Origin of the sequence: Marinicrinis lubricantis, assembly GCF_042658665.1 — a bacterium.
In the GTDB taxonomy this organism is placed as follows: domain Bacteria; phylum Bacillota; class Bacilli; order Paenibacillales; family KCTC-33676; genus Marinicrinis; species Marinicrinis lubricantis.
Window position 1 is genome coordinate 14,763 of record NZ_JBHSQV010000161.1, and the last position, 22,357, is coordinate 37,119.

22 protein-coding genes and 1 pseudogene are annotated in these 22,357 nt (G+C 48.1%); 1 reads left to right on the top strand and 22 read right to left on the bottom strand.

Annotation, left to right across the window (positions count from 1 at the left end; all coding sequences use genetic code 11):
* Positions 1-26: 26 nt before the first annotated feature.
* Positions 27-1,595, bottom strand: coding sequence for a peptidoglycan DD-metalloendopeptidase family protein (locus tag ACFPXP_RS13340; RefSeq protein ID WP_379894761.1), 1,569 nt, complete (start codon positions 1,593-1,595; stop codon positions 27-29).
* 126 nt (positions 1,596-1,721) lie between these two features.
* Entirely contained in the window at positions 1,722-2,339 is a 618-nt protein-coding gene (locus tag ACFPXP_RS13345; protein WP_379894763.1) for a hypothetical protein, read from the bottom strand.
* 191 nt (positions 2,340-2,530) lie between these two features.
* Here ACFPXP_RS13345 and ACFPXP_RS13350 point away from each other — a divergent pair, with 191 nt between their 5' ends.
* A complete protein-coding gene (locus ACFPXP_RS13350) occupies positions 2,531-3,037 on the top strand; it encodes a DUF3231 family protein (RefSeq protein ID WP_379894765.1) in 507 nt (168 codons plus the stop codon).
* Positions 3,038-3,113: 76 nt separating this feature from the next.
* On the opposite strand, the gene ACFPXP_RS13355 is transcribed toward ACFPXP_RS13350, so the two are convergent.
* From ACFPXP_RS13355 to ACFPXP_RS13450, 20 genes and pseudogenes are all read right to left on the bottom strand, one after another.
* On the bottom strand, positions 3,114-4,400 hold the full coding sequence (locus tag ACFPXP_RS13355; RefSeq protein ID WP_379894767.1) for an adenylosuccinate synthase: 1,287 nt from the start codon (positions 4,398-4,400) through the stop codon (positions 3,114-3,116).
* A gap of 157 nt (positions 4,401-4,557) precedes the next feature.
* Positions 4,558-5,919: a replicative DNA helicase gene (dnaB, locus tag ACFPXP_RS13360; protein WP_379894769.1), complete on the bottom strand. Its 1,362-nt coding sequence runs from the start codon at positions 5,917-5,919 to the stop codon at positions 4,558-4,560.
* 69 nt (positions 5,920-5,988) lie between these two features.
* Positions 5,989-6,438: a 50S ribosomal protein L9 gene (gene rplI, locus ACFPXP_RS13365; RefSeq protein ID WP_379894770.1), complete on the bottom strand. Its 450-nt coding sequence runs from the start codon at positions 6,436-6,438 to the stop codon at positions 5,989-5,991.
* Complete coding sequence (locus ACFPXP_RS13370) at positions 6,435-8,396, bottom strand: DHH family phosphoesterase (protein ID WP_379894771.1); 1,962 nt, start codon at positions 8,394-8,396, stop codon at positions 6,435-6,437. Before ACFPXP_RS13370 ends, rplI begins: the two co-directional genes overlap by 4 nt.
* A gap of 35 nt (positions 8,397-8,431) precedes the next feature.
* Complete coding sequence (locus tag ACFPXP_RS13375; RefSeq protein ID WP_379894772.1) at positions 8,432-9,331, bottom strand: DUF2232 domain-containing protein; 900 nt, start codon at positions 9,329-9,331, stop codon at positions 8,432-8,434.
* A gap of 455 nt (positions 9,332-9,786) precedes the next feature.
* Positions 9,787-10,122, bottom strand: coding sequence for a 30S ribosomal protein S18 (gene rpsR / locus ACFPXP_RS13380; RefSeq protein ID WP_379894773.1), 336 nt, complete (start codon positions 10,120-10,122; stop codon positions 9,787-9,789).
* Positions 10,123-10,674: 552 nt separating this feature from the next.
* Positions 10,675-11,532: a malonyl-ACP O-methyltransferase BioC gene (gene bioC / locus ACFPXP_RS13385; protein ID WP_379894775.1), complete on the bottom strand. Its 858-nt coding sequence runs from the start codon at positions 11,530-11,532 to the stop codon at positions 10,675-10,677.
* Positions 11,522-12,259, bottom strand: a complete 738-nt coding sequence (locus ACFPXP_RS13390) for an alpha/beta fold hydrolase (protein WP_379894776.1) — start codon at positions 12,257-12,259, stop codon at positions 11,522-11,524. The genes bioC and ACFPXP_RS13390 overlap by 11 nt, the downstream gene beginning before the upstream one ends.
* Positions 12,252-13,001: an aminotransferase class I/II-fold pyridoxal phosphate-dependent enzyme gene (locus ACFPXP_RS13395; RefSeq protein WP_379894777.1), complete on the bottom strand. Its 750-nt coding sequence runs from the start codon at positions 12,999-13,001 to the stop codon at positions 12,252-12,254. Before ACFPXP_RS13395 ends, ACFPXP_RS13390 begins: the two co-directional genes overlap by 8 nt.
* A 237-nt stretch (positions 13,002-13,238) precedes the next feature.
* Positions 13,239-13,739 carry a YhcN/YlaJ family sporulation lipoprotein gene (locus ACFPXP_RS13400; protein ID WP_379894779.1) on the bottom strand — a complete coding sequence of 167 codons (501 nt, stop codon included), beginning with the start codon at positions 13,737-13,739 and terminating at the stop codon, positions 13,239-13,241.
* Between the two features lie 475 nt (positions 13,740-14,214).
* A pseudogene (locus tag ACFPXP_RS13405) lies at positions 14,215-14,403 on the bottom strand (SpoVA/SpoVAEb family sporulation membrane protein); the annotation flags it as partial.
* Positions 14,404-14,578: 175 nt separating this feature from the next.
* Positions 14,579-14,734, bottom strand: coding sequence for a hypothetical protein (locus tag ACFPXP_RS13410; protein WP_159067864.1), 156 nt, complete (start codon positions 14,732-14,734; stop codon positions 14,579-14,581).
* Positions 14,735-15,027: 293 nt separating this feature from the next.
* On the bottom strand, positions 15,028-15,375 hold the full coding sequence (locus ACFPXP_RS13415; RefSeq protein ID WP_023559073.1) for a hypothetical protein: 348 nt from the start codon (positions 15,373-15,375) through the stop codon (positions 15,028-15,030).
* A 105-nt stretch (positions 15,376-15,480) separates the two neighbouring features.
* Complete coding sequence (locus ACFPXP_RS13420; protein WP_054943631.1) at positions 15,481-15,918, bottom strand: Hsp20/alpha crystallin family protein; 438 nt, start codon at positions 15,916-15,918, stop codon at positions 15,481-15,483.
* Between the two features lie 195 nt (positions 15,919-16,113).
* Positions 16,114-17,157 carry an ATP-binding protein gene (locus ACFPXP_RS13425; protein ID WP_023559072.1) on the bottom strand — a complete coding sequence of 348 codons (1,044 nt, stop codon included), beginning with the start codon at positions 17,155-17,157 and terminating at the stop codon, positions 16,114-16,116.
* A gap of 158 nt (positions 17,158-17,315) precedes the next feature.
* Positions 17,316-19,490 (bottom strand): PAS domain-containing protein, encoded by a 2,175-nt coding sequence (locus ACFPXP_RS13430; RefSeq protein ID WP_379894781.1) that lies wholly within the window; start codon positions 19,488-19,490, stop codon positions 17,316-17,318.
* A 314-nt stretch (positions 19,491-19,804) separates the two neighbouring features.
* A complete protein-coding gene (dpsA, locus tag ACFPXP_RS13435) occupies positions 19,805-20,752 on the bottom strand; it encodes a dipicolinate synthase subunit DpsA (RefSeq protein ID WP_379894783.1) in 948 nt (315 codons plus the stop codon).
* 29 nt (positions 20,753-20,781) lie between these two features.
* Positions 20,782-21,102: a YunC family protein gene (locus ACFPXP_RS13440; RefSeq protein ID WP_379894785.1), complete on the bottom strand. Its 321-nt coding sequence runs from the start codon at positions 21,100-21,102 to the stop codon at positions 20,782-20,784.
* A gap of 570 nt (positions 21,103-21,672) precedes the next feature.
* Positions 21,673-22,149, bottom strand: coding sequence for a YhcN/YlaJ family sporulation lipoprotein (locus ACFPXP_RS13445; RefSeq protein WP_144873617.1), 477 nt, complete (start codon positions 22,147-22,149; stop codon positions 21,673-21,675).
* A gap of 56 nt (positions 22,150-22,205) precedes the next feature.
* Positions 22,206-22,357 (bottom strand): SpoVA/SpoVAEb family sporulation membrane protein (locus tag ACFPXP_RS13450; RefSeq protein WP_379894786.1); only part of this gene is annotated, 152 nt, incomplete at its 5' end.

Here is a 22,357-nt window from a genome sequence, read left to right on the forward strand (position 1 = left end):
AAATCGTGTCTCTTATGATATTTTTATTAGTCCAAATATTTAAGAGGATTGGTATGTTCCCCATCCACAATAATTTCGAAGTGAAGGTGTGTTCCTGTTGAATTACCGGTGTTCCCCATCACGCCAATCGCGTCGCCTTGTTCGACCTTCGTTCCTACTGAAACACTGATCTTGCTTAAGTGACCGTACAGCGTTTGGTACCCGTTGTGATGATCAATGATAATCGCATTACCGTATCCGGACTTGGTACCGGCAAAGATGACTTCCCCGTTATCGGCCGCCATAATCGTGCGATCGTCCGATACTAGATCAATGCCTTTATGCATGCTGCCCCAGCGCATGCCGTAACTGCTTGTCAGCGTTGCTCCACTTACGGGCCACTCGAAGTTTCCTGTACCCTCGCCCTTGATCACCTTCGTTCCTTGAACGACAATGGCCGGAACCGAATCGACGATCACTTCTTCCTTCACAAGCTCCTCAGACATCAAGTTGCCATTGACGGATGTAAGTCTGAAGGTCACCAGCTTCTTGCCCTCCTGGCCCTTCTGAAGCACTTTGCTTTGCCCCAGCTTCATCTCGTTGTCATACTGGTATTCTGTCTTGTACTGAATCTCCTGAACCTCCTGAACGGTCTCTACCGTTCGAACCGACAGCTCCGGCTGAAGCACGGTTAAGTCCAGCTCTTCTCCAACTTTAATCATGTCGTTCGTGATCCAAGGATTGTTCTTATAGATGACTTGCTTGGATATATCGAATTTAGATGCGATACAAGAAACACAATCTCCTTCCTGCACCACATATTTGATCGGCTCGATATCACCGGTAATCAGTTTCTCCACGACCTCATCGACCTGATCAAAGTTGGCCTGCTGCTGTTTAAACTGGTCTAGGGTGTAGTCCACACTCTCTACTTCGACAGGCTCCACGAATTCGACCTTCTCCAGATTCGACTCCGTCTTGCCTACAGCAAGCGAAGAATCATTCGCGGACAGAACCGAAACCGTATTGGCACTTTTGGTGGTTTGCGGCGTATATTTCAGCTTGATCTCATTCAGTACTTTCTGGACTTCCTTCTCATTCTTTAAAACACCAACCAATTCCCCGTTGACAATCAGCTGTGCACCCATCGCTTTCGGTTCGATGAGCTGGTCCAGCTGAGCCAAAACCTTCTCATCCTCGCCCTTGGCCATGAAAGCCCTTTCACTCTCGAATCTGATGTCATCCTCGCCAAAATCGAGGCGGACGTCTGGAAAATCCGCGTAATATTGATGTTTAATATCGATAATTCGATCTTCCACCAGCTCTTCCTGGCTGACAGCGCCAAGATATTGATCTGATGCGTACACATGGTATACGGTATTCATGTTCGAATCCACATATTCATGACCTGCGTAGGAAACGCCTGCCAGAACAGCTAACGAGCCTACCGTAATACCAATGCGCAATTTATAGTTTTTAGACTTTTTATTATACGTTAACGTAGCTTTCGATATTTTACTTTTCATTTCTTGTTTCTGCCTATGAAGCAGAATTGATAGTTTTGCCTTCTCATAACGAGAAGAAGCCCAACTTCTTGCCTTATTCCATACTCCCATGATAAGACCTCACACCACGGTATTTTTTAACACTATTATACTTTACCACAGGCGTCCATCTTTGAGCAAATATATCATAGGAATTGTTGATGAATCTTGTAGAGTCAAGGCAGCGCAAACTTCCATTTACATTTCGTATTTTTCAATAATTGACAGAATCTCTTTATATTCTTGCTCACTGATATGCTCGGAAATAATCGATTTTACCTCCTCCATCTCTGTCGTTGTAATGCCATTTTCCAAAATTGACGATAGCGCCTGAATATCCTCCTGTGGCAATTTGGTGAACAGCATCGTAAATATTTTCATTTTATCCTCACTGCTGATCTTATCCTTCGTATCGTTAAAATCTTCCGTTGAGATAACCACCTCATCTTCTTGGGTCGATTCAGCGATGTTCCCACCGAATACCGGCACCGCATTCTCAGGCTGGCTGTAATCCGACTCCTGAGGATCTGTACCTTGACCGCTGGATTCTTGTTCGTTTTCTTGATATACATATTCATTTTGTTTTGAATTCTGAACCCATTTTGTCGTATCTTTTTCTGAAATGGGGTTTAAACTACTCGTCAGCCCAGAAATGAGGTCTCCTACCCTGATCGATTGTCCCGACCACTCGATGTTCCAATTAGAGAGCTGCTCCTCTACATACCACTGCACCGCATACAGTGTCGCTGCAGACGAAATCAAACTTACGCTAAGCGTAAAAACAACCCAATTTAATAATTTCCTTAACCATTTCATTCGATCTTCCTCCCGGTTCGCTAACCTCATGCACGGCTATGCTAAACAGTATTGACGAATGGGATGGCAATTCATTCCACCTTTTTCATAAAAATCGAACGTATTGGCAGATTTATGATCGAATCAGGCCGCACCATGTAGGATAACCTATACTCTTCATTTCGATATGGATAATAAGGAGGTTATACAACTTGGGTATCCTGAGCGGTAATCCAAAAGAAGAGCCGATGCACTACGGTGAAGTGTACACATTGTGGAATTATGCTTTAGCAGCGAAAGGTAAAGTGGCAAGTTTTCAAGCCATGATGAATCATGTAGGAGATCGTGATCTGAAGAAGCTGATGGAAGATATGTCAGAAAGCATGAAGGACGAAATTAAACAGGTGGAAGACATCCTCAGAGAAAACGGCATTGCTTCCCCGCCGACTACGGCAGAGCGGCCTAAAGTGAATTTGGTAGGAGCAAGATTTACCGATCCTGAAATTGCTGTCATGGTCGGCGCCGATATTTCAGCCGGTCTGATCGCCTGCAGCACCATCATCGGACAATCGATCCGTGAAGATATTGGGATGATGTTCGGCCAATTCCATGCGTCGAGAATGGTTTTTGCCGGTAAATCGCTGCGTATGAACAAAGAAAAAGGCTGGCTGGTGCCTCCGCCTCTTCATGTACAAACCGCTGAGCCGGTTCATGCATAACGGTAAATAAGCAAAAAGAAAGAGAGCAGCTGCTCTCTTTCCGTTTATTCACAGTCATAATTTGCGATTCTTCGAATTAAGCGTATACCGCTCTCACCAAGTTCGTCTGTTCCCGGTTGCGTCCGACAGAAAAGATCGAAATCGGAATGCCTGTTAACTGCGATACGCGCTCGATATAATGGCGAGCGTTGTCCGGCAGTTCGGACAACGTTTTGCAGCCCGAAATATCCTCGCTCCAGCCCGGCATTTCCTCATAGATCGGTTCACACTCAGACAGATGATTTAGATTCGCAGGATAATGCTCGATGATCTCTCCGCGATATTTATAAGCGGTACAGATTTTGACTGTCTCTAATCCGCTTAATACGTCCAAAGAATTCAAAGATAAGCCGGTAATTCCGCTTACTCGACGGGCATGACGGACCACGACGCTGTCGAACCAGCCGACTCTGCGCGGGCGGCCTGTCGTCGTACCGTATTCGTTCCCCTTATCGCGAATCCAATCCCCTGTTTCATTGTTCAGCTCCGTAGGGAAAGGACCATCGCCAACACGTGTTGTATAAGCCTTGGCTACGCCAATGACCTGATGAATCTTGGTCGGACCTACCCCAGAACCGATACATACACCGCCAGCAGTTGGGTTAGAAGAAGTGACATACGGATATGTCCCTTGGTCAATGTCCAGCATGACCCCTTGCGCACCTTCGAACAGTACCCTTCTTCCCTCATCGATCGCATCGTTCAATACGACGGACGTGTCGACCACATACGGACGAATCACTTCCGCGTACTCCAAGTACTGCTTCAGCATCTCCTCTACATCAAGCGGTTCTTTTCCATGCACCTGTGTAATGAGGTGGTTTTTTTCCGAAGCCATATGGCGAAGCTTCTTTTCGAATTCCTTGGCATCCATGAGATCGGCGATGCGAATGCCGGTTCTCGCCGCTTTATCCATGTAAGCTGGGCCAATCCCCTTCTTCGTCGTTCCGATCTTATTCGGACCTTTCCGCTCTTCCTCAAGCTCGTCAAGTACGAGATGATAAGGCATAATGACATGTGCCCGATCGCTGATGCGCAGGTTGTCTGTTTTGAACCCGTTCGAATGAATATATTCTATTTCCTCAATCAATGCTTGAGGGTTAATGACCATTCCGTTCCCGATCACACAAATTTTGTTTGAATAAAAAATTCCGGATGGAATAAGATGAAGCTTGTATTTCTGATTTCCAATCAATATGGTATGTCCGGCGTTATTACCACCTTGATATCTGGCCACCACTTCTGCGGATTCCGCCAAGAAATCGGTAATTTTTCCTTTGCCCTCGTCTCCCCACTGGGTTCCGACTACAACAACGGTCGACATCCACTCATACCTCCAACGGGTACGCTACATCGCGTCCCAAAAATGTCCGCACACAGAAAAGCGGCAGTTCTAGTTTAGCAATCTGACAAACGAAAGTCAAATAAAAAAACGAACAATCACGTGTATAAAACAGCGATTGTTCGGTTCAACTATTCGGTTACGAGGCGCCCGCAAATGCTTCCTCATGCGTACGCTCATAATTTACGAATTTGTTATAATTTTTCATAAAGACGAGCTCTACCGTGCCGACCGGTCCGTTCCTCTGTTTCGCCACGATAATTTCGATAATATTTTTCTTCTCTGTGTCCTGATTATAGTAATCATCTCTGTACAAGAAAGCGACGATATCGGCATCCTGCTCGATCGAACCCGATTCCCGAAGGTCAGACATCATTGGACGCTTGTCCTGTCTCTGCTCTACGCTCCGGCTGAGCTGCGACAGCGCAATGACCGGCACCTCGAGTTCCCTCGCAATCTGCTTCAATGTCCGCGAGATTTCAGAGACCTCCTGCTGACGGTTGTCCGACTTGCCTCTGCCGTGAATCAGCTGCAGGTAGTCGATGACGATCATACCCAGTCCTCGTTCACGCTTCAATCTGCGGCACTTGGAACGAATATCGGCAACGGTGACCGCTGGAGAATCATCAATATAGATGTTCGCTTCAGCTAAAGCCCCGATGGCCATCGTCAGCTTCTCCCAGTCGTCATTCTCCAGATAGCCCGTACGCAGACGGCCTGCATCCACATTCGCTTCCGCGCAGAGCATCCGCTGGACCAGCTGCGCCGCTGACATCTCCAGACTGAAGATCGCGACGGTTTCCTTGGCCCGGACGCCGACATTTTGCGCGATGTTCAGTGCAAACGCGGTTTTACCGACGGATGGACGAGCGGCCACGATAATGAGGTCGTTTCGTTGAAAGCCCGATGTCATTTTATCCAAATCAATGAAGCCGGAAGGAATGCCTGTCGTGTTGCCCTTTTGCTGATACAGCATTTCGACCTTGTCAAACACTTCCATGACGACATCTCTAATCGAGATAAAGCCGCTGCTCGACCGGCGGTTGGAGATTTCCATAATGCGCTGCTCGGCATCGCTGAGCAAGCTGCTGACATCATCGGCACTGGCATACCCTTCGGTGACAATGTGTGTCGCTGTCCGAATAAGCCGGCGCATCAACGATTTCTCTTCGACAATCGACGCATAATGATCGACGTTAGCGGCCGTTGGAACGGCATTCGCCAGCTGAGTCAAATAGCTGACGCCGCCGACCTCCTCGAGCTGCTGCAGATCCTGCAGCCTCGAAGTGATCGTCACGAGATCTACAGGCTCCTGCTCCTCTCCGAGCTGAACCATCGCTTCAAAGATAAACTGGTGGGACGTCTTATAGAAGTCCTCGCTCTGAAGCCGCTCCATGACGGTGATTAAAGCGTCGCTGTCCAGCAGGATGGCACCCAATACGGCCTGCTCTGCTTCAATGTTTTGCGGCGGGACACGATCAAAAAGCGGTTCCCCACTCATGCAGCGTTCTCCTCTTTCCTTCTTGTGTACTGATATGATTTTGTACCTTTATTCCTCAAGCTTGAAGGCCTACGCTTGTTCCTTCACCTGAACCTTCAATGTTGCGGTCACTTCCGGATGAAGCTTAACGCTCACTTGGGTCACACCCAACGTGCGAATCGGCTCCGTCATTTCAATTTTACGCTTATCTATTTTGAACTGGTGAGATTTAGCCAGCTCTTCGGCAATCTGCTTATTCGTAATCGAGCCGAACAATCGGCCGCCCTCTCCAGCCTTCGTTTGGAATAGTACGGTCATCGATTCCAGCTTTTCTGCGAGCTTCTTCGCTTCTTCCAGCTCCTGCGCCTTACGCTTTTGTTCCGATTGCTTTTGCTGCTCCAGCTGCTTGATGTTGCCGCTGCTTGCAGGCACCGCTAGATTTTTTGGGAACAAAAAGTTATTCGCATAGCCTTCAGATACGTTTTTACTTTCCCCTTTTTTACCTTGACCTTTAACATCCTGCAGAAAAATGACTTTCATTCCGATTCCCTCTCTTCCTCTACAATTCTTTCCAACATATTCATCAATTTACGCCGAGCATCCTCAGCGCTTCCTTCCAGCTGCGTCGCAGCATTCGTCAAATGTCCGCCGCCGCCAAGCTGTTCCATAATGACCTGTACATTCAAATCGCCCAGCGACCTGGCACTAATTCCAATCAGACCGTCTGCTCTCCGATAAATGACGAACGACGCTTCGACATCCTCCATATTTAACAGGGTATCCGCTGTTTTGGCTGCCGTCAACTGGGAAGTACTGCGATTGCCTTCGTGAACAGCCACGGCATACTTTCCAAAGACGATTTCGGTATGCTTAATAATGTCCGCCTTCTCCAAATACTCTTCCAGGCTTTCCTTGAGCAGCTGCTGTACAAGGGCAGAATCTGCACCGTTCCTGCGAAGGAAGGAGGCTGCCTCGAAGGTGCGTGCCCCCGTTCTAAGCGAGAAGCTTTTTGTATCGACGACAATCCCCGCGAGCAGTACCGTCGCTTCAAAATCATCGAGCTCGATCCGTTCCTGAAAATACTGCAGCAGCTCGGTTACGAGCTCACAGGCAGACGATGCATACGGCTCCATATAAATGAGTGTCGCATCGTTAATAAACTCTTCCCCGCGGCGATGGTGATCGACGACGAAAACTCGGTTCGTCTGCTGCAGCACCTTCGGCTCTGGCACCATGGAAGCTTTATGTGTATCCACCACGACTGCCAGCGTCCGGGCATTCGTGATCTGCAGCGCCTCTGCAGGAGTGATGAAGCGCTGATGTAAACCCTCCTGCTCGGCGATATGCTCCATCAATCGTTCGATGGAAGGATTAACGCCTTCCAGTACGATGTAGCCTTCCTTCTTCATTAGACGAGCCGCTTTCAAGATTCCAATCGCTGCTCCGACCGCATCCATATCCGCAAAGCGGTGCCCCATAATGACGACATTGGCGCTTTCCTTCATCAAATCTCTTAATGCGTGAGAAAGAACGCGTGCTCTTACCCGGGTTCTCTTCTCGACTGCATTGGATTTTCCTCCATAGAACGAGAGACGCTGTCCATCCCTCACAGCTGCCTGGTCTCCGCCTCGGCCCAGCGCTACGTCTAGGCTGGCTTGTGCAAGCTGTCCCAGCTCGGTAAAGCTGTCAGAGCCGCTTCCAATCCCTAGACTGAGCGTCACTGGAAGCTTATAGTCGTGTGTCATTTCGCGAACTTCATCCAATATGTCGAATTTGGTAGCTTCCAGCTTCTCTAGCGTTTTCTGATTCATGAGCAGCATGAACCGGTCGGAAGAAACTCGTCTTAAATAAATTTCATATCTCGCAGCCCACTCGGTAATCATGCTGACAACCTTCGCCAGCATCAGGCTCCGAGCTTGGTCATCCATCCCTTGCGATACCTCGTCTATATTATCGAGCAGCACAATACCAATGGCCAGCTTCTCTTCCTTGTACTTTTTCAGCAGGGTGACATAATCGGTCGTTCTCGTAAAATAAAGCAGCCGATCCTCCGACCGAATATCTACCCGGTAAAAATCCTCTTCATACGATATTTCTACCGTCTGGTTTTGATCTTTGAGCTGTGCCAGCATCGGAAAAAGATCGAATATATTTTTACCGACTAAAGTTTCTTCACCGGTCATCGATATGAAGTAAGGATTATTCCATTCAATTTCTTTGTCTTCGTTGTAAAGCAGGATGCCGATCGGCAAGTCGTGAATGACCTCATTCCCTGCTTTTCGAATGCGGTGGGTCAGTGTCAGCACATATTCCTGCATATCGTTCCGAAACTTTCTTTCAGCCGCAATCACATAATAGAACAAAAGGCCAATCAATAAAAACGCTATGATCCCCAGCTTCCAATGCACCCAGGTTATCCATGCGCCCATGGCGACAAGCAGTACACCGCCCCATACCATATGAAGACCATGCCAACGGTTAAACAATTGCTTCGGCATTGTATCTCGCTCCCAAATCGTCAGGTTGTAAAATCTTAGGACTTAAATCGGTTTCGCAGCGGAAATGCAGTGTCGAACACTCCAATCAAGCTAATCAATTGGGGCAAAAACGGAAACAACACGACACCTAATACCGGCAGCACCCTTCCCCAGCCCTTATTTCGGGTAGCAAAGGCAAGAAAGGAAATCGCTTGTGCAGCGAAAATTGTCATAAACAGCGGAACGCCGTTCCAAACGACCATCGCCCACCAAGACTCCGATTCGGGGTTCGTAAACATATCCGCGAAGAGTACAATGACATAGTACCAAACAAAAGACCGCGGCAGACGCCAATCCACTAAGCGCCTAAACTTCGGAATGACGACATCGGTTTGCTTCAATACATTTCTGGCGACCGTATGGCCAATCGACACAAAAAAGACAGAAATGACAACCAGCATATACGGCAGTGTCTTAATGAGCATTGGGATAAGCAAATCGCTAAATTCTCCAAGCTGCTCCTGATAGTCGGCCGGCAGTGCACTCCAGCTATACTCCAGCTCCTCCCGGATTTGTTCATTCAGATTGATGCCGGACAAATGGATGAGCAGCAGCGCAGCCAGCAAAACCGCCAATAAGGTCATCGTCCCAGCGGTGATCGCGGTAATCGCTTCGGATTTTTTCTTATAATGGTACACCATGACGGCTGCCGGGATCGTGAAAGCCACCGTCACGATCATAAATGCAATGCCCAAGCCGCCGCCCGCTACGAGTAAAACGAGCAGCACGACAATAAGAAATCCGATGCTGTGAAGACGAGGCAGTGAAGCGCCTACGATTAACATCGGTGCCATCACGAAACAGGATGTAATGAAAGACAGCGGTGTCAGCAATGTAAACAGCAGCACAATATACAATGCACACCAGATGGCTGATCGCCCTAAGGCCTTATTCAATGAATTCACCTCTTGCAAATTATGGTCCTCCAGCTTGATATGTCACTCTTATGGAGGTAGCTTAGTCTGTGAAAAAAACGCTATATCCAAACTGTATGTAACCGTTCCCGGGCCTATGTTTCCTATCATACCGAACGCATCGCGGATAAACAAACTGTCTGTTATTTTATGCAGAATTGCTCTTCATATCCGTTCGCTTCCACCGGGCAGCAAGGTGGATACCGCATGCGATCACCGAACCTTGGAACGTCCGCAGATGAATGACCCTTCTCATGCTTCTGCCGCCTGCATTTGAACGCCTAATGACCATCTGGATTTGTTCTTTATTATAGCATAGTTTTAATGCCGATGCCTCGTTCCCAGATGCTCACAACCTGCGGCAATGTTACAGCAAAAACAGCGTTTCTAAACACAAAAAAAGGACCAGTTTGCACTGGCCCTTCTCGTTCACAGAATTACTCTGTTGTGTATGGAAGCAAAGCGATTTGACGCGCGCGTTTGATCGCGATGGTCAATTGGCGCTGATACTTCGCGCTTGTACCGGTTACACGGCGAGGAAGAATTTTTCCACGCTCGCTGATGAACTTCTTCAGCAAATCGATATCCTTGTAATCGATGTGCTCAATTTTATTCGCCTTGAAGTAGCACACTTTACGGCGCTTACCACGGCCTCTGCGTCCACCAAATCTTCTTTCTCTTCCGCCTTCTCTGTCACCGCCGCGTTGTTCTCTTTGAGGTCTTTCAGAACTTTCAGCAGCAGCTGGCTTACGTTCTACTTGTTGTTCGCTCATTGTACACACTCCTTCCTGACATAGTAAGTTTATATTCCGATCACATTTGCTGTGATTGAGTATTGAAGAACGCATACTGTGTAATTCCCCAATACTCCTTGTTCTAATTGAGTTTTTATTGGTTACACACCGTCCCTGTGTAAACCGTGAATTCACTTTTCTAAAATTACCACAAATACGTCTAGAAATCAAATGTTTAAATCGGACCTCGTTCCGACTCGATAATTGTACTTAAAAAACCTCCTCGGTATATATACTAATGGTGGGGTACAGTCCCCTCCTTGCACTTAGAGCAAATAGGCTGCCACGATTGGTTGTTCTGGTAGTCTATTTGTCTCTCCAGAACTAAACATGCAGAATTTAAACTTTTCCAGACGAGAGATGCATATGTAAATTTTTGTACTAAGCCCTCGTTGTCCCTGTTATTTTTCTTACTCTAAGGATTTAGCTGTTTATGATTATTCGCTTCGTCATTACTGCCAATTTCAACATAATATACGCTAACGTTCCGTAGACGGTTTCCTGTTCTTCATCCTCTCCCTCGGTGATACTTTATTTCGGAGCGAAACCATGCAGCAACAGCAGCTCATATGTCGCAAGGATGCCATTAGAGTCGCCGTATCGCGTCTCGTAGTGCTGGAACATGTCGTGAAAAAGGCGGCGTAGGCCGATTCGGCCGGAAGGGGAGGCTACCGAGGCGCTGGCGCCGATCGCTTTTATCGCATGGAGAAAATCGCGCACCGTCGGGTACCGTTCGATGCGGACGTTTTGGCGGCGCCGCGGGTTCATAAACCCGGCTGCGGCCAGCATTGCGTTCCACTCCTTAGCTGTATGCAGCGGCAGGCCGTGGCGCTGCGGCTTCAAGCCCTGCGCACGGTAAGCGAGCTCGAATGCGGTATGCAGCTCTCGAAACGTCTCCGCTCCGAACGTCGTGAATGCCAGCATTCCGCCTGGACGCAGCAGCCGCTTGAGCTCGCATAGTGTCTCCCGCGGGTGGGCAAGCCATTGGAAACAGGCGTTCGACACAATGAGTTCGAAGCTTCCGCAGGCCGCTTGTCGCGTCCAGGCTTCTACATCGGCAACCAGGAATTGTATATCCGGATTCAATCGTTTCTGGGTGGGAACCGCTGCACGAAGCCGGCGTTTCGCCGCCTCCAGCATGGCAGGCGCAACGTCAAGCGCCGTGATTTCGGCATTCGGCCAAACGTTCCGCAGCATGAGAGTTAGCGCCCCGGTGCCGCAGCCGATCTCCAGTATTTTCGCATTTTCCATGTGGTTCGATGCGTTGCGCCCAATAACAAACTCCGCAAGCGATTCGGCCATGGTCCGCTGCACATGGGCATGCGCATCGTAATCTCCTGCGGCGCTTCGGCTAAAGCGGCGCCTTATCGTATCCAGTCTATCGCTCATACCACCAGCTCCTTATGGCATCGGCCACCTCTGTCTCCCGTCCTAGAAAAGGGGCATGGCCGCCATCTTCCACTGCAAGCAGCGACGCACTCGGCAGCGATTTATGAAGCTCCTTCGCTGCGCCGAACGGACAAACGATGTCGTCCTGACCGTGAACGACAAGCACGGGACATGCGATACCCGGCAGCAGCGGCCTGCAGTCCTCGTGTCTGAGCAGTTCAAGCCCGGCTAGCAACGCTTGGTTCGACCATCGGTCAGCCGCAGGCAGCATCGCGTCAATGCCGCGTTCAAGCTCGCGCAGCGTAAAGAGGTTTTTGTGAAAATGCCACTCGACCGCGGCGCGGTCGTGCTTCAGAGCCGAACTCATCTGCCTGAGATAAGTGTCGGGCCAGCCGAGATCCGTTTCGCCTCTTGGGCGGATAAAGCGGGCGGTTGAGCCTAGCAGCACGAGACCTTCCGCTCCAAGCTCTCCGGCCAGTCTTAACGCCAGTAGCCCACCGAGCGACCACCCGGCGATCAGGAGCGGCCCGTCGGACGCCTGACGACAAGCGTGCGCCGCAACTTTCGCAATTACGTGCATCTGCTCCGGTGTTTTGGCATCGTAATAATGGGCTACGCTATGCCGCCACTCCGGCAGCCGGCTACGCAGTTGATCCCTCAGCGGATTGAACACGTCATCGTCGATACTCCATCCGGTGAGCCACAAAATCGTACTGCAGCTATTCACCAGCCGTCACCCCCAGTGTCCGGCCTATTTCGCATATGCGGGCGGCGGCATCGGTTAGTTCGTCGTCGGTATGAGCGGCTGACAGCGAAAAGCGGATGCGCGCCGTCCCGGCGGGCACGGTTGGCGGCCTAATCGCCACAGCGGCAATACCGGCAACGTCGAGCGCTTCGCTGAAACGGAGCGCCGCGGCGTTGTCTCCGGCGATGAGCGGGACGATCGGCGAGTCGCCGCTCTCGGTGCGGAAGCCGACATTCACAAGTGCGGAGCGAAATCTGACGCTTGCTGCGGCAAGCCGCTTACGCCCTTCATGCTCCGCCTGTACAAGCTCGAGCGCCCGCAGAATACCTGCTATCACATGCGGCGGCAAGGCCGTGGAGTAAATGAGCGTCCGCGCTTTGTTCGTCAGCCAGCGGATCAGCGTTTGGCTGCCGCTGACATAAGCGCCGTAAACGCCGAACGCTTTGCTGAAGGTGCCTATATGCACATCAACATCGCGGTGTACGCCTAGCACATGGCAGAGCCCCTCGCCATAAGAGCCGTAGAGGCCTCCGCTGTGCGCCTCGTCGACCATCAGCATCGCCCCGTACTCGCGCTTGAGTTCCGCGAGCTCCAAAAGCCGCGCCGCGTCGCCATCCATCGAGAAGACGGCGTCGGTGACGATCAGCTTGCGCCGTGCGCTGCGGTGCTTCTCCAGCAGCCATCGCAAGTGCTCCATGTCATTGTGGCGGTACCGGGCATGCACGGCGCGGCTCGAAAAAATACGAATTAGCCGGCGTGATGAGGGGAGAAATGTTCAATCGGCTTGTCAAATGCTGTGTGTTGACGGAGACGAATACCTATCTTGAGCTAGTTGGATAATCAAATCTTTATATTATCACAGATTAGGTTACAATCGGATCCGCTTTTTCCCCAACTCCAAAGTCCCTAATCAGAAAGGCGCAAAAAAATCCCGCCTAATGAAGGCAGGATCTTCATTCAATCAACTCTGGGCATTTGGAAAAATTCGCTGAACCATATCGCTAAATTCCTTGAAAAATCCGCTAACGGGTCTTCCTTGCGCGACATCGCTCACGTATCGGTTCACGTGTTCCACAAAATCGGGATTCGTGGATACATACACATTTTTAATGGTCGGATCCGTCTGCTTGACTTGCTGGGCAATTCGGCTTTCTATTCCCGGGGTTAACTGGCCCTGATTCGTATCCAACGTTGCCGCCACATAGGCGTTTTTTTGAGTAACGAGAACATTCGCCTTTAGCACGCCGGGAATCTGAGTTATCTTATCCGCCGCTTGTTGCCCAATTCGAATGCGGTTATCGACGTTCTGCGGCATTTGATTTGGAGCCTGCTGCATTCTTACCTCTTGCGTTTTCACTTGATTGTTTTGATTGTTTCGCTGATTCGTACATCCTGTCGTAAGAACCGGCACCATAACAAGCAGTAAAACTACGCTCTTCATTCTAGCTGTGTTTGAAAACATATCTAGCTCCTTTGCTCGCGTTTTTTTATATTATGGTTCAACAATTCAAGTTTCATGCGGGAGTGCAATTCCTTTTTGCAACCAGAAAAGCGACGGACAAATGTCCGCCGCTAAAAGCTTACCCTGTTGGGCTTTTATTCGGGTTATCCAGGCATTACAGGTGAGCGTTACTCCTAGTTCTTTACACAAATCGTCATAAATCTGTTCTGTAGGATGCTCCTCTATGAAATGTCTTGTAAGAAATTCATACCATACCTGGTGCGTTAACCCGCGAGCTATAACAGCGAGGCAAGCAGATTGCTCCGTGAGTTCCCGCGCTACGCCGGCGCTGTACAAAACTTCGCACACCTTGTAATTGAGGCGATTGCTTCTTAAAATCATAATTCGCCGTGCAGCATCCCTTTTTCGTACATGTAAATCTGTACCCGGCTTCCGTAGTAGGTACGGCTCCTATCTTAGAAGCCGGGCACATGCTTTATCCACGAGGCTTTGCTACGAGCGACGCAAGAAAAGAGAAAATGATCGCTGCTGAAACGCCGGCGCTCGTTAACTCAAAAATCCCGATGATGATGCCGATCCATCCATCCTGCTGCAGCTCCTGAAGCGCACCATGAACCAGAGAGTTTCCAAAACTGGTGATCGGGACGGTCGCGACGGCGCCCGCAGCTGAAAAAGACATCTTATCTTATATGAGAGATAATCAGGAAAGGAGGGATTGGGGCAATGACTGTAGCTACTCAGGTCAAAACTTGCCTGGCTTCGCTGAAAAGCACCCAGGGAAGAACCGCAATTCAAGGGCTTCTAGTCCATCCATGAACAAAACCGGAAGCAGATCCCGGCTAGGGCAGCAAATGATCCGCAGCTGTACCGCCGATGTACTGCTGCCGATCCGCAAGGCAGACTAAATGAAGAATGGTGTCGGATACACTGCCTTCCGCTGCCGCCTTCGTATCCTCCCGCTCTTCAGCCCCGCAAACCTTGCATACGCTGATCACGATTACTGCTCCTCGCGAAATTTTGCAGTTGCCATGCCTGTATCCCTCCCAAATCTTGCGCAGCTTGCTTGTCAGGTCGCCTCCCAAGCCAAGGCGCGCTGGTTGGCTCGGGAGGCTGAAGGCGCTAGGCAAGGCAGGGGTGCAAGTCTCGTTCGGCATGTTGCTGAACCTTTTGCGCGGCATTTGGGACTTATTTGCAAAGAAAATCGGCTGAATGGTTTTGGGGTATACGCATCGTCAAGTGAAAAAACGACCGCCTTCTTTTTAAAGCGATCGTTTTTTCACTTGCTGTTCTATTGATACTGCCGTGGCTGCAAATTCTGATTCTGCCAGCTCTGAGCCATTGGCCAGCCCGCATTCTGCACGCCGGCTTGTTGTTGCGCTGTTTGTTGAAGCTGAGAACAAATTTGCATCGCCTGCTGCATCTGCTGTATGGCAGTTTGATGTCCTTGCAGAACAGATTGAATGGTTTGAACCGCTTGACGTTCTTTCTGGGCCAGCTGATCCAGTTGGGCGGCGTTTTGCTGCTCCTGTTGCAACATTTGTTGATACATGTTGCTCGATTGCTGGGTTTGCTGGATCAACTGTTGAATAATCTGCGCGCATTGGCTTGCTTGCTGTGAAAGGTTTTGTTGATACACGATTTTTGACCTCCTTCAATATGGTAGGACTTCATCGCCCAAAGCTTATTATGTGCAAGCGCCCATTTTTCATGTAACGCCTATATTGTGATCTCACAATTCATTTTAATGAAACTGCACATCAATTTGCCGTTGGGTATCGGCTTTTAATTTCGGCATGCGAACTTCAAGGACACCGTTGCGGTACGTGGCTGTCGTTCCTTCCGTTTGAACGCGTGATGGCAAAGACACCGACCGTTGGAACCGTCCGACAAACCGTTCTTTGCGATGTATTTGTTCCTGCTTCACTTCATTCGCTTGCTTTATGGTCCCACTAATTGTAAGCATGTTTTCATCCACATCGATATGAAGGTCTTCTTTTTTATCCAAACCAGGGATTTCACAAGAAGCAATCACTTCATGTTCAGTCTCAAATACATCAATACGAGGGGTAGCAAATCCCAGACGCGCGCCTATTTCAGGAAAACCTTCGTTAAAAATTTTTTCCAAATCCCTTCTCCATAGATCGGTATTGCGAAACGAATCCCAAGGAATGAGCGGCATGTAAGTTCCTCCATTGTCACATTATTTTTTTTTCAGCTTTATTTTGTACTCTTCGGAAAATATTATTCTTTGCTACCCTGCATAGTTGAATTGGAATATGCCTTTGGTCAGAAACTCCCGGCAATAGCCCCCGAAAAAAATTTTTGAGGGTTTGTTGTGTAGCCATTGGCATTTACAGCAATGTTACCGACAATTTTAAGTTGTTCCCGTAAATGTCGGTAATTGAACGATAACATTTGTGCCGACCTCCGAGCTTTCGAAATTCAAAGAGCCCCCCATTTTTGCGATCATAGCATGACTGAAACTAAGCCCAAATCCGATAGCGTCCGGTTTACTTGTAATAAACGGTAGGATGATTCGGGACTGCAGATCTTTTGGAATTCCTGCTCCTTGATCGCGAACAATGATGTGGATATGATTATCCGTAATGTTTATTCGGAGCGTTAAGACAGAACCTGGGGGACTTGCATCTAATGCGTTGTCAATGATTTCTTGCAGCGCCGCTCGCAGCAACTTGGGGTGTCCAAACACAAAACCGTTTCGCTCCGGATATTCCAGAGCGAAACGTACTGTTTTCTCCAACGCTTGAACCTGTATATCGGGGACCCATTCTTGCATAAACGAAAGGACAGAAACAGGAGCAAATTTCCATTCAAAAGGTTTCCCAAAGAGCAAAAACCGCTGCAACGCTTTGTCGATCGTCTGAATTTGCTCATCGAGCAGCTTAAAGTATCCTGTCATTTTCTGATGAGGCGGAGATGCCGCAAATTGCAAAACGGAAACATGATCCTTCGAACTTTTTTCCAGAAGTTGAAGCGTCCCTTTGATTACCGCTAAAGGATTTAAAATGATATTGGCTGTGCCCGCCGCCATATGCCCAATCGTTTCCCTTCTTTCTTTCTCACATTGAATTTGCACGTACTGTTGAAAATCTTGGATATCGGCCATTAGAACAAAACATTCCCCTTTTAACTGAGGGTATACATAGGCGATCATGGATCGCACTTTGCCATCTAACTTCTCTTGTACGAGTACTCCCGGGTAATTCTTTTTATCCTGCAATACTTGCCCCACGATCGCTTGTATTGCCGAGTGTGCAGGGAATTCTTCTTCGGGGGTTACTGAGTACCATGTGTTCATGGTTGTATTTAACCATAAAATTCTGGCTTCTGAATCAACGACAGCCAGTCCAATATCCATTTGATCGGAATTCATAAGGAACTCTACGATTTGCTTCATCTCTATTAACGTCCTCCATTTGCTTCCTCCATTAACTCCCTTCCCGGCCACTTATCATGTGCAAACTGCAGTAAACAAGCGAGCGAATTTCTCGTCACGAAGTGGATGGGTTATGAAGAAAATTAAACCCACTTTCAAAGAAGTGATTGAATTCGCTGTTACAGAGCGACGGGAAACGATACGGTGAAAGTTGTACCTTCACCAACCTCGCTTGCAACCTCAATATTCGCATCGTGATACTCTGCAATCTGATAACAAATGGATAGCCCGAGACCCGTTCCTGTCTCTTTCTGTGTAAAAAAAGGTTGTCCGATCTTTTGCAACAATTCTTGCGGAATTCCAACCCCGTTATCCCTTATGCTTACTTTAACCCATTCATCGCATCGCATTTGTTCGATCCAGACGGTTCCTCCTTCAGGCATCGCTTCAATGGAATTCTTAATCAAATTAATAAATAACTGTTTGATTTTATTTCCATCGCACCGGATCTGCACGGATTCCTTGGTTGGATGAAAGTGAATTTCAACATTATGTAAAGTGGCCTGCGTCTGAAGCAGCACAACGATATCCTGAATCAGCTCGGAAAGATCATGCCGCGTCAAGTTCATCTCTTGCGGTTTGGCTAAGGCCAGCAGTTCATTTAGAATAAGTTCGATACGAGTTAATTCATCCTTCATAATATCGTAGTACTTACTTCCATTTTCGTTGCCGGCGCTTAACAATTGCAGAAATCCTTTCAGCGCGGTAAGCGGGTTTCGAATTTCATGCGCAATTCCCGCGGCCATTTGACCCGCTATGGATAATTTGTCTGCCTGATGAGCAGATTGCTTGGCTGCATCAAATTCGGTAATATCGTGCATGACACAAATGCCGCCCACAATTTTATTGTGAACAATGATCGGCTTCCCATGACAGAGAACGAGGCGATGCTCGCCATTCGACTTTTTAACGACCATTTCCAGATCGCGGAAACTTTCGCCCCGATACGCCCGATAAAGCGGGACGCGTTCCTTGCTCAACAGCGTTTTTCCATCCGATTCATACAATCCGTATGTAGAACTCCAGTGTTCGGGAGAAAGAGGTATCTGTACGAATTCGTGCAATTGTCTTGCGGCTCTATTCATGCTTGTCAATATCCCATTTTCATCACAAATCACAACGCCGACATCCATCATTTCGACAATACCACTCATGACACGTTCTTGAGTAGCCAGGACGTCTTCCAGCGTCTTTCGGCTCGTGATATCTCGAAAAACCTTAACTATTTCACGAACATTGCCCGAATCGTACCGTAGCGTGTTGCTTACGACCTCCACCCAAACAAAGGAGCCGTCTCTTCGACGTAATCGCAAAATGTTGACATAACCGTCTTCATTCATCCACTCTTGCGAGTTGTCCAATTTTTCTATATCGGGAGGATAGAACAGTTCCCAGACAGGTCTTCCTATCAATTCCGTCGCATCATAACCCAGCAATGGTTTGCACGCCGGCGATATGTAGTAGATAATGCCATTGATATTCAGTGTAGCAATCATTTCCCCCGTGTGGTCCGCTAACAAACGATACTTTTTCTCGCTGTGCTTCAGGGCCTTTTCCATACTGGATTGCAGGGTAATATCCCTTGCGATGCAATGCAGCCCTACGAGTTCATTCTGAATGAAATTCGGGATATGCAATACGCTGAATTTTAATATTTGGCCGTCTTTCGCTTCAATTGAAGTTTCCATCTCAAACGGGGCATTGGTATACGTTTCCGTCACGTGCTCCAGACTTTTCCAAATGATGTCTCCAAGTGTTCTTTCCAATTCGTATAAGTCATAGCCCAATAATTTCGTGCAGGCGCGGTTCACATAGCTGATACTTCCATCCAACATGACGTCGTAAACAAGATCGGAATGATTGTCAGCAAGCATTCTGAATTTATCCGCGTATTCCTCGTTCAATTCAACAAGCTTTTTGCGATACGTGATCTCCCGAATCTGGATCAAGAATACCCTTTCCGGATGTCCCTCCACATCGATGATCGATAGGGTTGTCGTTCCCCATTTGTGTCTGCCGTCAAGACAAATATAACGATTCTCCATTTCAACATAATCGGAATTGCCGCCTAACAAGTCATTGATGGATCCGTTGTATAATGGAACGTCTTCCGTATAAATAATGTCATGTATTCTCATTCGCAGCAGTTCTTGTTCTGTGTAGCCCAGCATGTTGCATAGCGAGCGATTGACCATGGCCACTTCCCCGCCGAGCCGAACCAAAGCTTTTCCGACAAGTGTATAATGAAATGCGTGGTGGGCGACAGGATGCGAAAGCAAATTTGAAATATCCATTCTGCAAGTAACCTCCGACTGTACAATAAACGTACAGGTATGCATGTTTTAACGTTCTTCTGCAAAGCACCTATGTATGTACATCATTATATAGGCAATTTGTAACAGTTGAAACAAGATTCAGAGACCAGCCTCCCCGTATGCTAGCCATGTCATGTTTTAAATCCGAATGAATGATGATGGCGAAGTCCTAAGCGCAAGTCAGAACTCGATAAACCGTCCTGGGTATAGGAAGCGCCGCTTCGGATTTTTACGAAAATATGACGGAGGCCGGCAATGTTGCCGGCCTCTCTGACGAGCTTAAATGGACGCCTCTATGATTCATTATGCAGTGTTCGCGATCTCATATCCCGGAAGGAGAAGAAAGTATCTCTCGATTTCGACTTCGTTCGTCCAGAATCAATTGACATAAGTAGGGTCGCCAATATACGTCCAGCCGTTCTTGGCGCGACCAATCCCGGTAAACTCGGGGCCAATAAGGCCTTGATGCCACGTTTTTCGGCAAAACGAAAATCAGTCCCACCAGGTTTGGAGGCCAAATCAATAATGATGGCGTGATGCGGAATACGGGTTAAAACATGAGAAGTAAGGATATGCGCCGGAACCGTGTTAAAAATAATATCCACATTTACGCCTTCATCGTACAAATCTTTCGTATAAAACGGCTCAATCCCCATCTCCCAGGCACGTGCAAACTGCTCCGGTTTTTGCACACCCGCTTTGACGTGTGCTCCCAGGCGGAGAAGCATACCGGCTAACGTAAGACCGATTCTTCCCAAACCCAGCACCATACAACGCGAACCATGTATCGTAATGTCCGTATGTTGAATGGCCATCATTAAAGCGCCTTCCGCAGTGGGAATGGAATTGTAGATGGCAACATCGTCCCTGCTGAATAATTCAATCAGATCGATCCCTAGTTCCGCACAAAGGTTCCTCAAGTAGGGCTTGGCTATGCCGGTATAAACTTTTGCGTGTTTCGGCAAACAGGACATATATTCTTTGTCCAGCAATAGCGTTTCAGCTGAAAATGAAGACTCTACTCGGCCATGGTCGTCTGTACCGACAACCGGTAATATCAAAACGTCAGCCTTGCGAAGCACCTCCCTCGTAAGCTTGGAATGCTGGACTTCGTGAAGTTGTTCGTGCAAATCTTCATAACCGATTACCGCAACATTTGCATCCAGGTCTGTGAATGACCGAATGATTTCAAGATGCCGGGCATCGCCTCCAAGGAAAACAATATGCAGACCCGTTAACAATAAATCCCCTACTTTCCTTAAGTATGGACCTAAAATGAACGACCCTCGTTAACCATCTTTAAAAGCGCATCTGATCCTTTCATTCCAGGACGAATTCCGCGTAATACCGCCTCAAGGGTAACCATATCGAGCGGGGCATCCAGCAATTGTTCTACCGTTCGCACCCCTGTTGCGCGTCCTGCCACAATGCGGCGATCGTGCAATTTCTCATTTAACAATCGCATATCAAGCGCCCCGCACATGATATATCCGTGATCGGTTGTGATGGCGAGAAGTGTTGTTTTGGGCAGGGCGACCTCGATACTTATAACCTGATGGCCTTCCACTTCAATCGGTTTCATCATGATCATCTATAATGCATCTCCTCTTTCTACACTATATGCCGGGCGTGATCGTTACACCATAGACAGATGCCCAATGAAGTTTGACGGTCATTACTCGTAACGAAGCTTTTCGATGGACTTTATGATCAACAATCTGGCCTTACCCGAATCCAAAACTATGCCCAAATAATGAGATGCATGAAGGATGTGAAAAACGGAAATATAAGTAATACTTATTACAAAAAATTGGGATGCCCAAAGACGGCATTGCAAAGGAGAAAAAAATGGCAAAAAGCGTACGTAATAATAAACACCGGCATATGAAAACAAAAAGCAACCAATCCTCAATTATTTCAGACAGCAGGGAAAGTGAACATGTTCCAAACGAGCCGAGTGTCATGGAGAGAACCAAAGAGGCGCTGGAGAATATCGGAACACAAATAAACAGCATCTGACACGTATTGAACAAAACGATATGCTTGGGTGGCTTTCGCTCATGCTCGAAAGAACGACAAAAATAAAACCGGTCGGTTAGGATGAACCCCTGACCGACCCTAATTTTATACAGGTTTCCAAGCATATGTGACATAGATGAGCCTATCGTGCATTCGGAAATATTCGTTGCACGAGTTCATTGAATTCTTCAAGGAAACCTGTGATCGGCCTTCCTTGTTGCACATCAACGACATACGCATTGATTCGTTCAACGAAATTCGGATTGGTAGAAACATATACGTTTTGGATACTCGGCTCAGTTTCCTTCACTTTGAACGCGATTTGATCTTCTATCTCCCTGCTTAACTGGTTTTGACCGCCATCTAATACCGCTGCAACATACGCGTTTTTTTGTGTAACCAGCACGTTGGCCTGCTTAACCCCAGGGATCGACACGATTTTTAGCGCTGCCTGATCCGCCACTTCAATACGGTCATTTCCCTTCTTTAACTCTACCTGCTGCTCTACTCGGGTGCCTTGTTGCCTCATCTCATTATGATCGGTGCAACCCGTCAAAACAATCAGAAGCATTCCAAGCGTCAGGCCCATAACCATCTTTACGTTCCCTTTGTTTGCCATTGTAACTTTCTCCTTGTCAAAGTATTCTCTTTCCACATTCTTGCGGAGGCCCTGTATTATCCTTTTGGCTTTACGCACAGCGCAGCGAGAAACGAAAAAATAATCGCTGCGGATATTCCGGCACTGGTCACTTCGAAAATTCCGGTGATGATCCCAATCCAGCCATTGCTCTTTAGTTCTTGAAGCGCACCATGGACAAGCGCGTTAC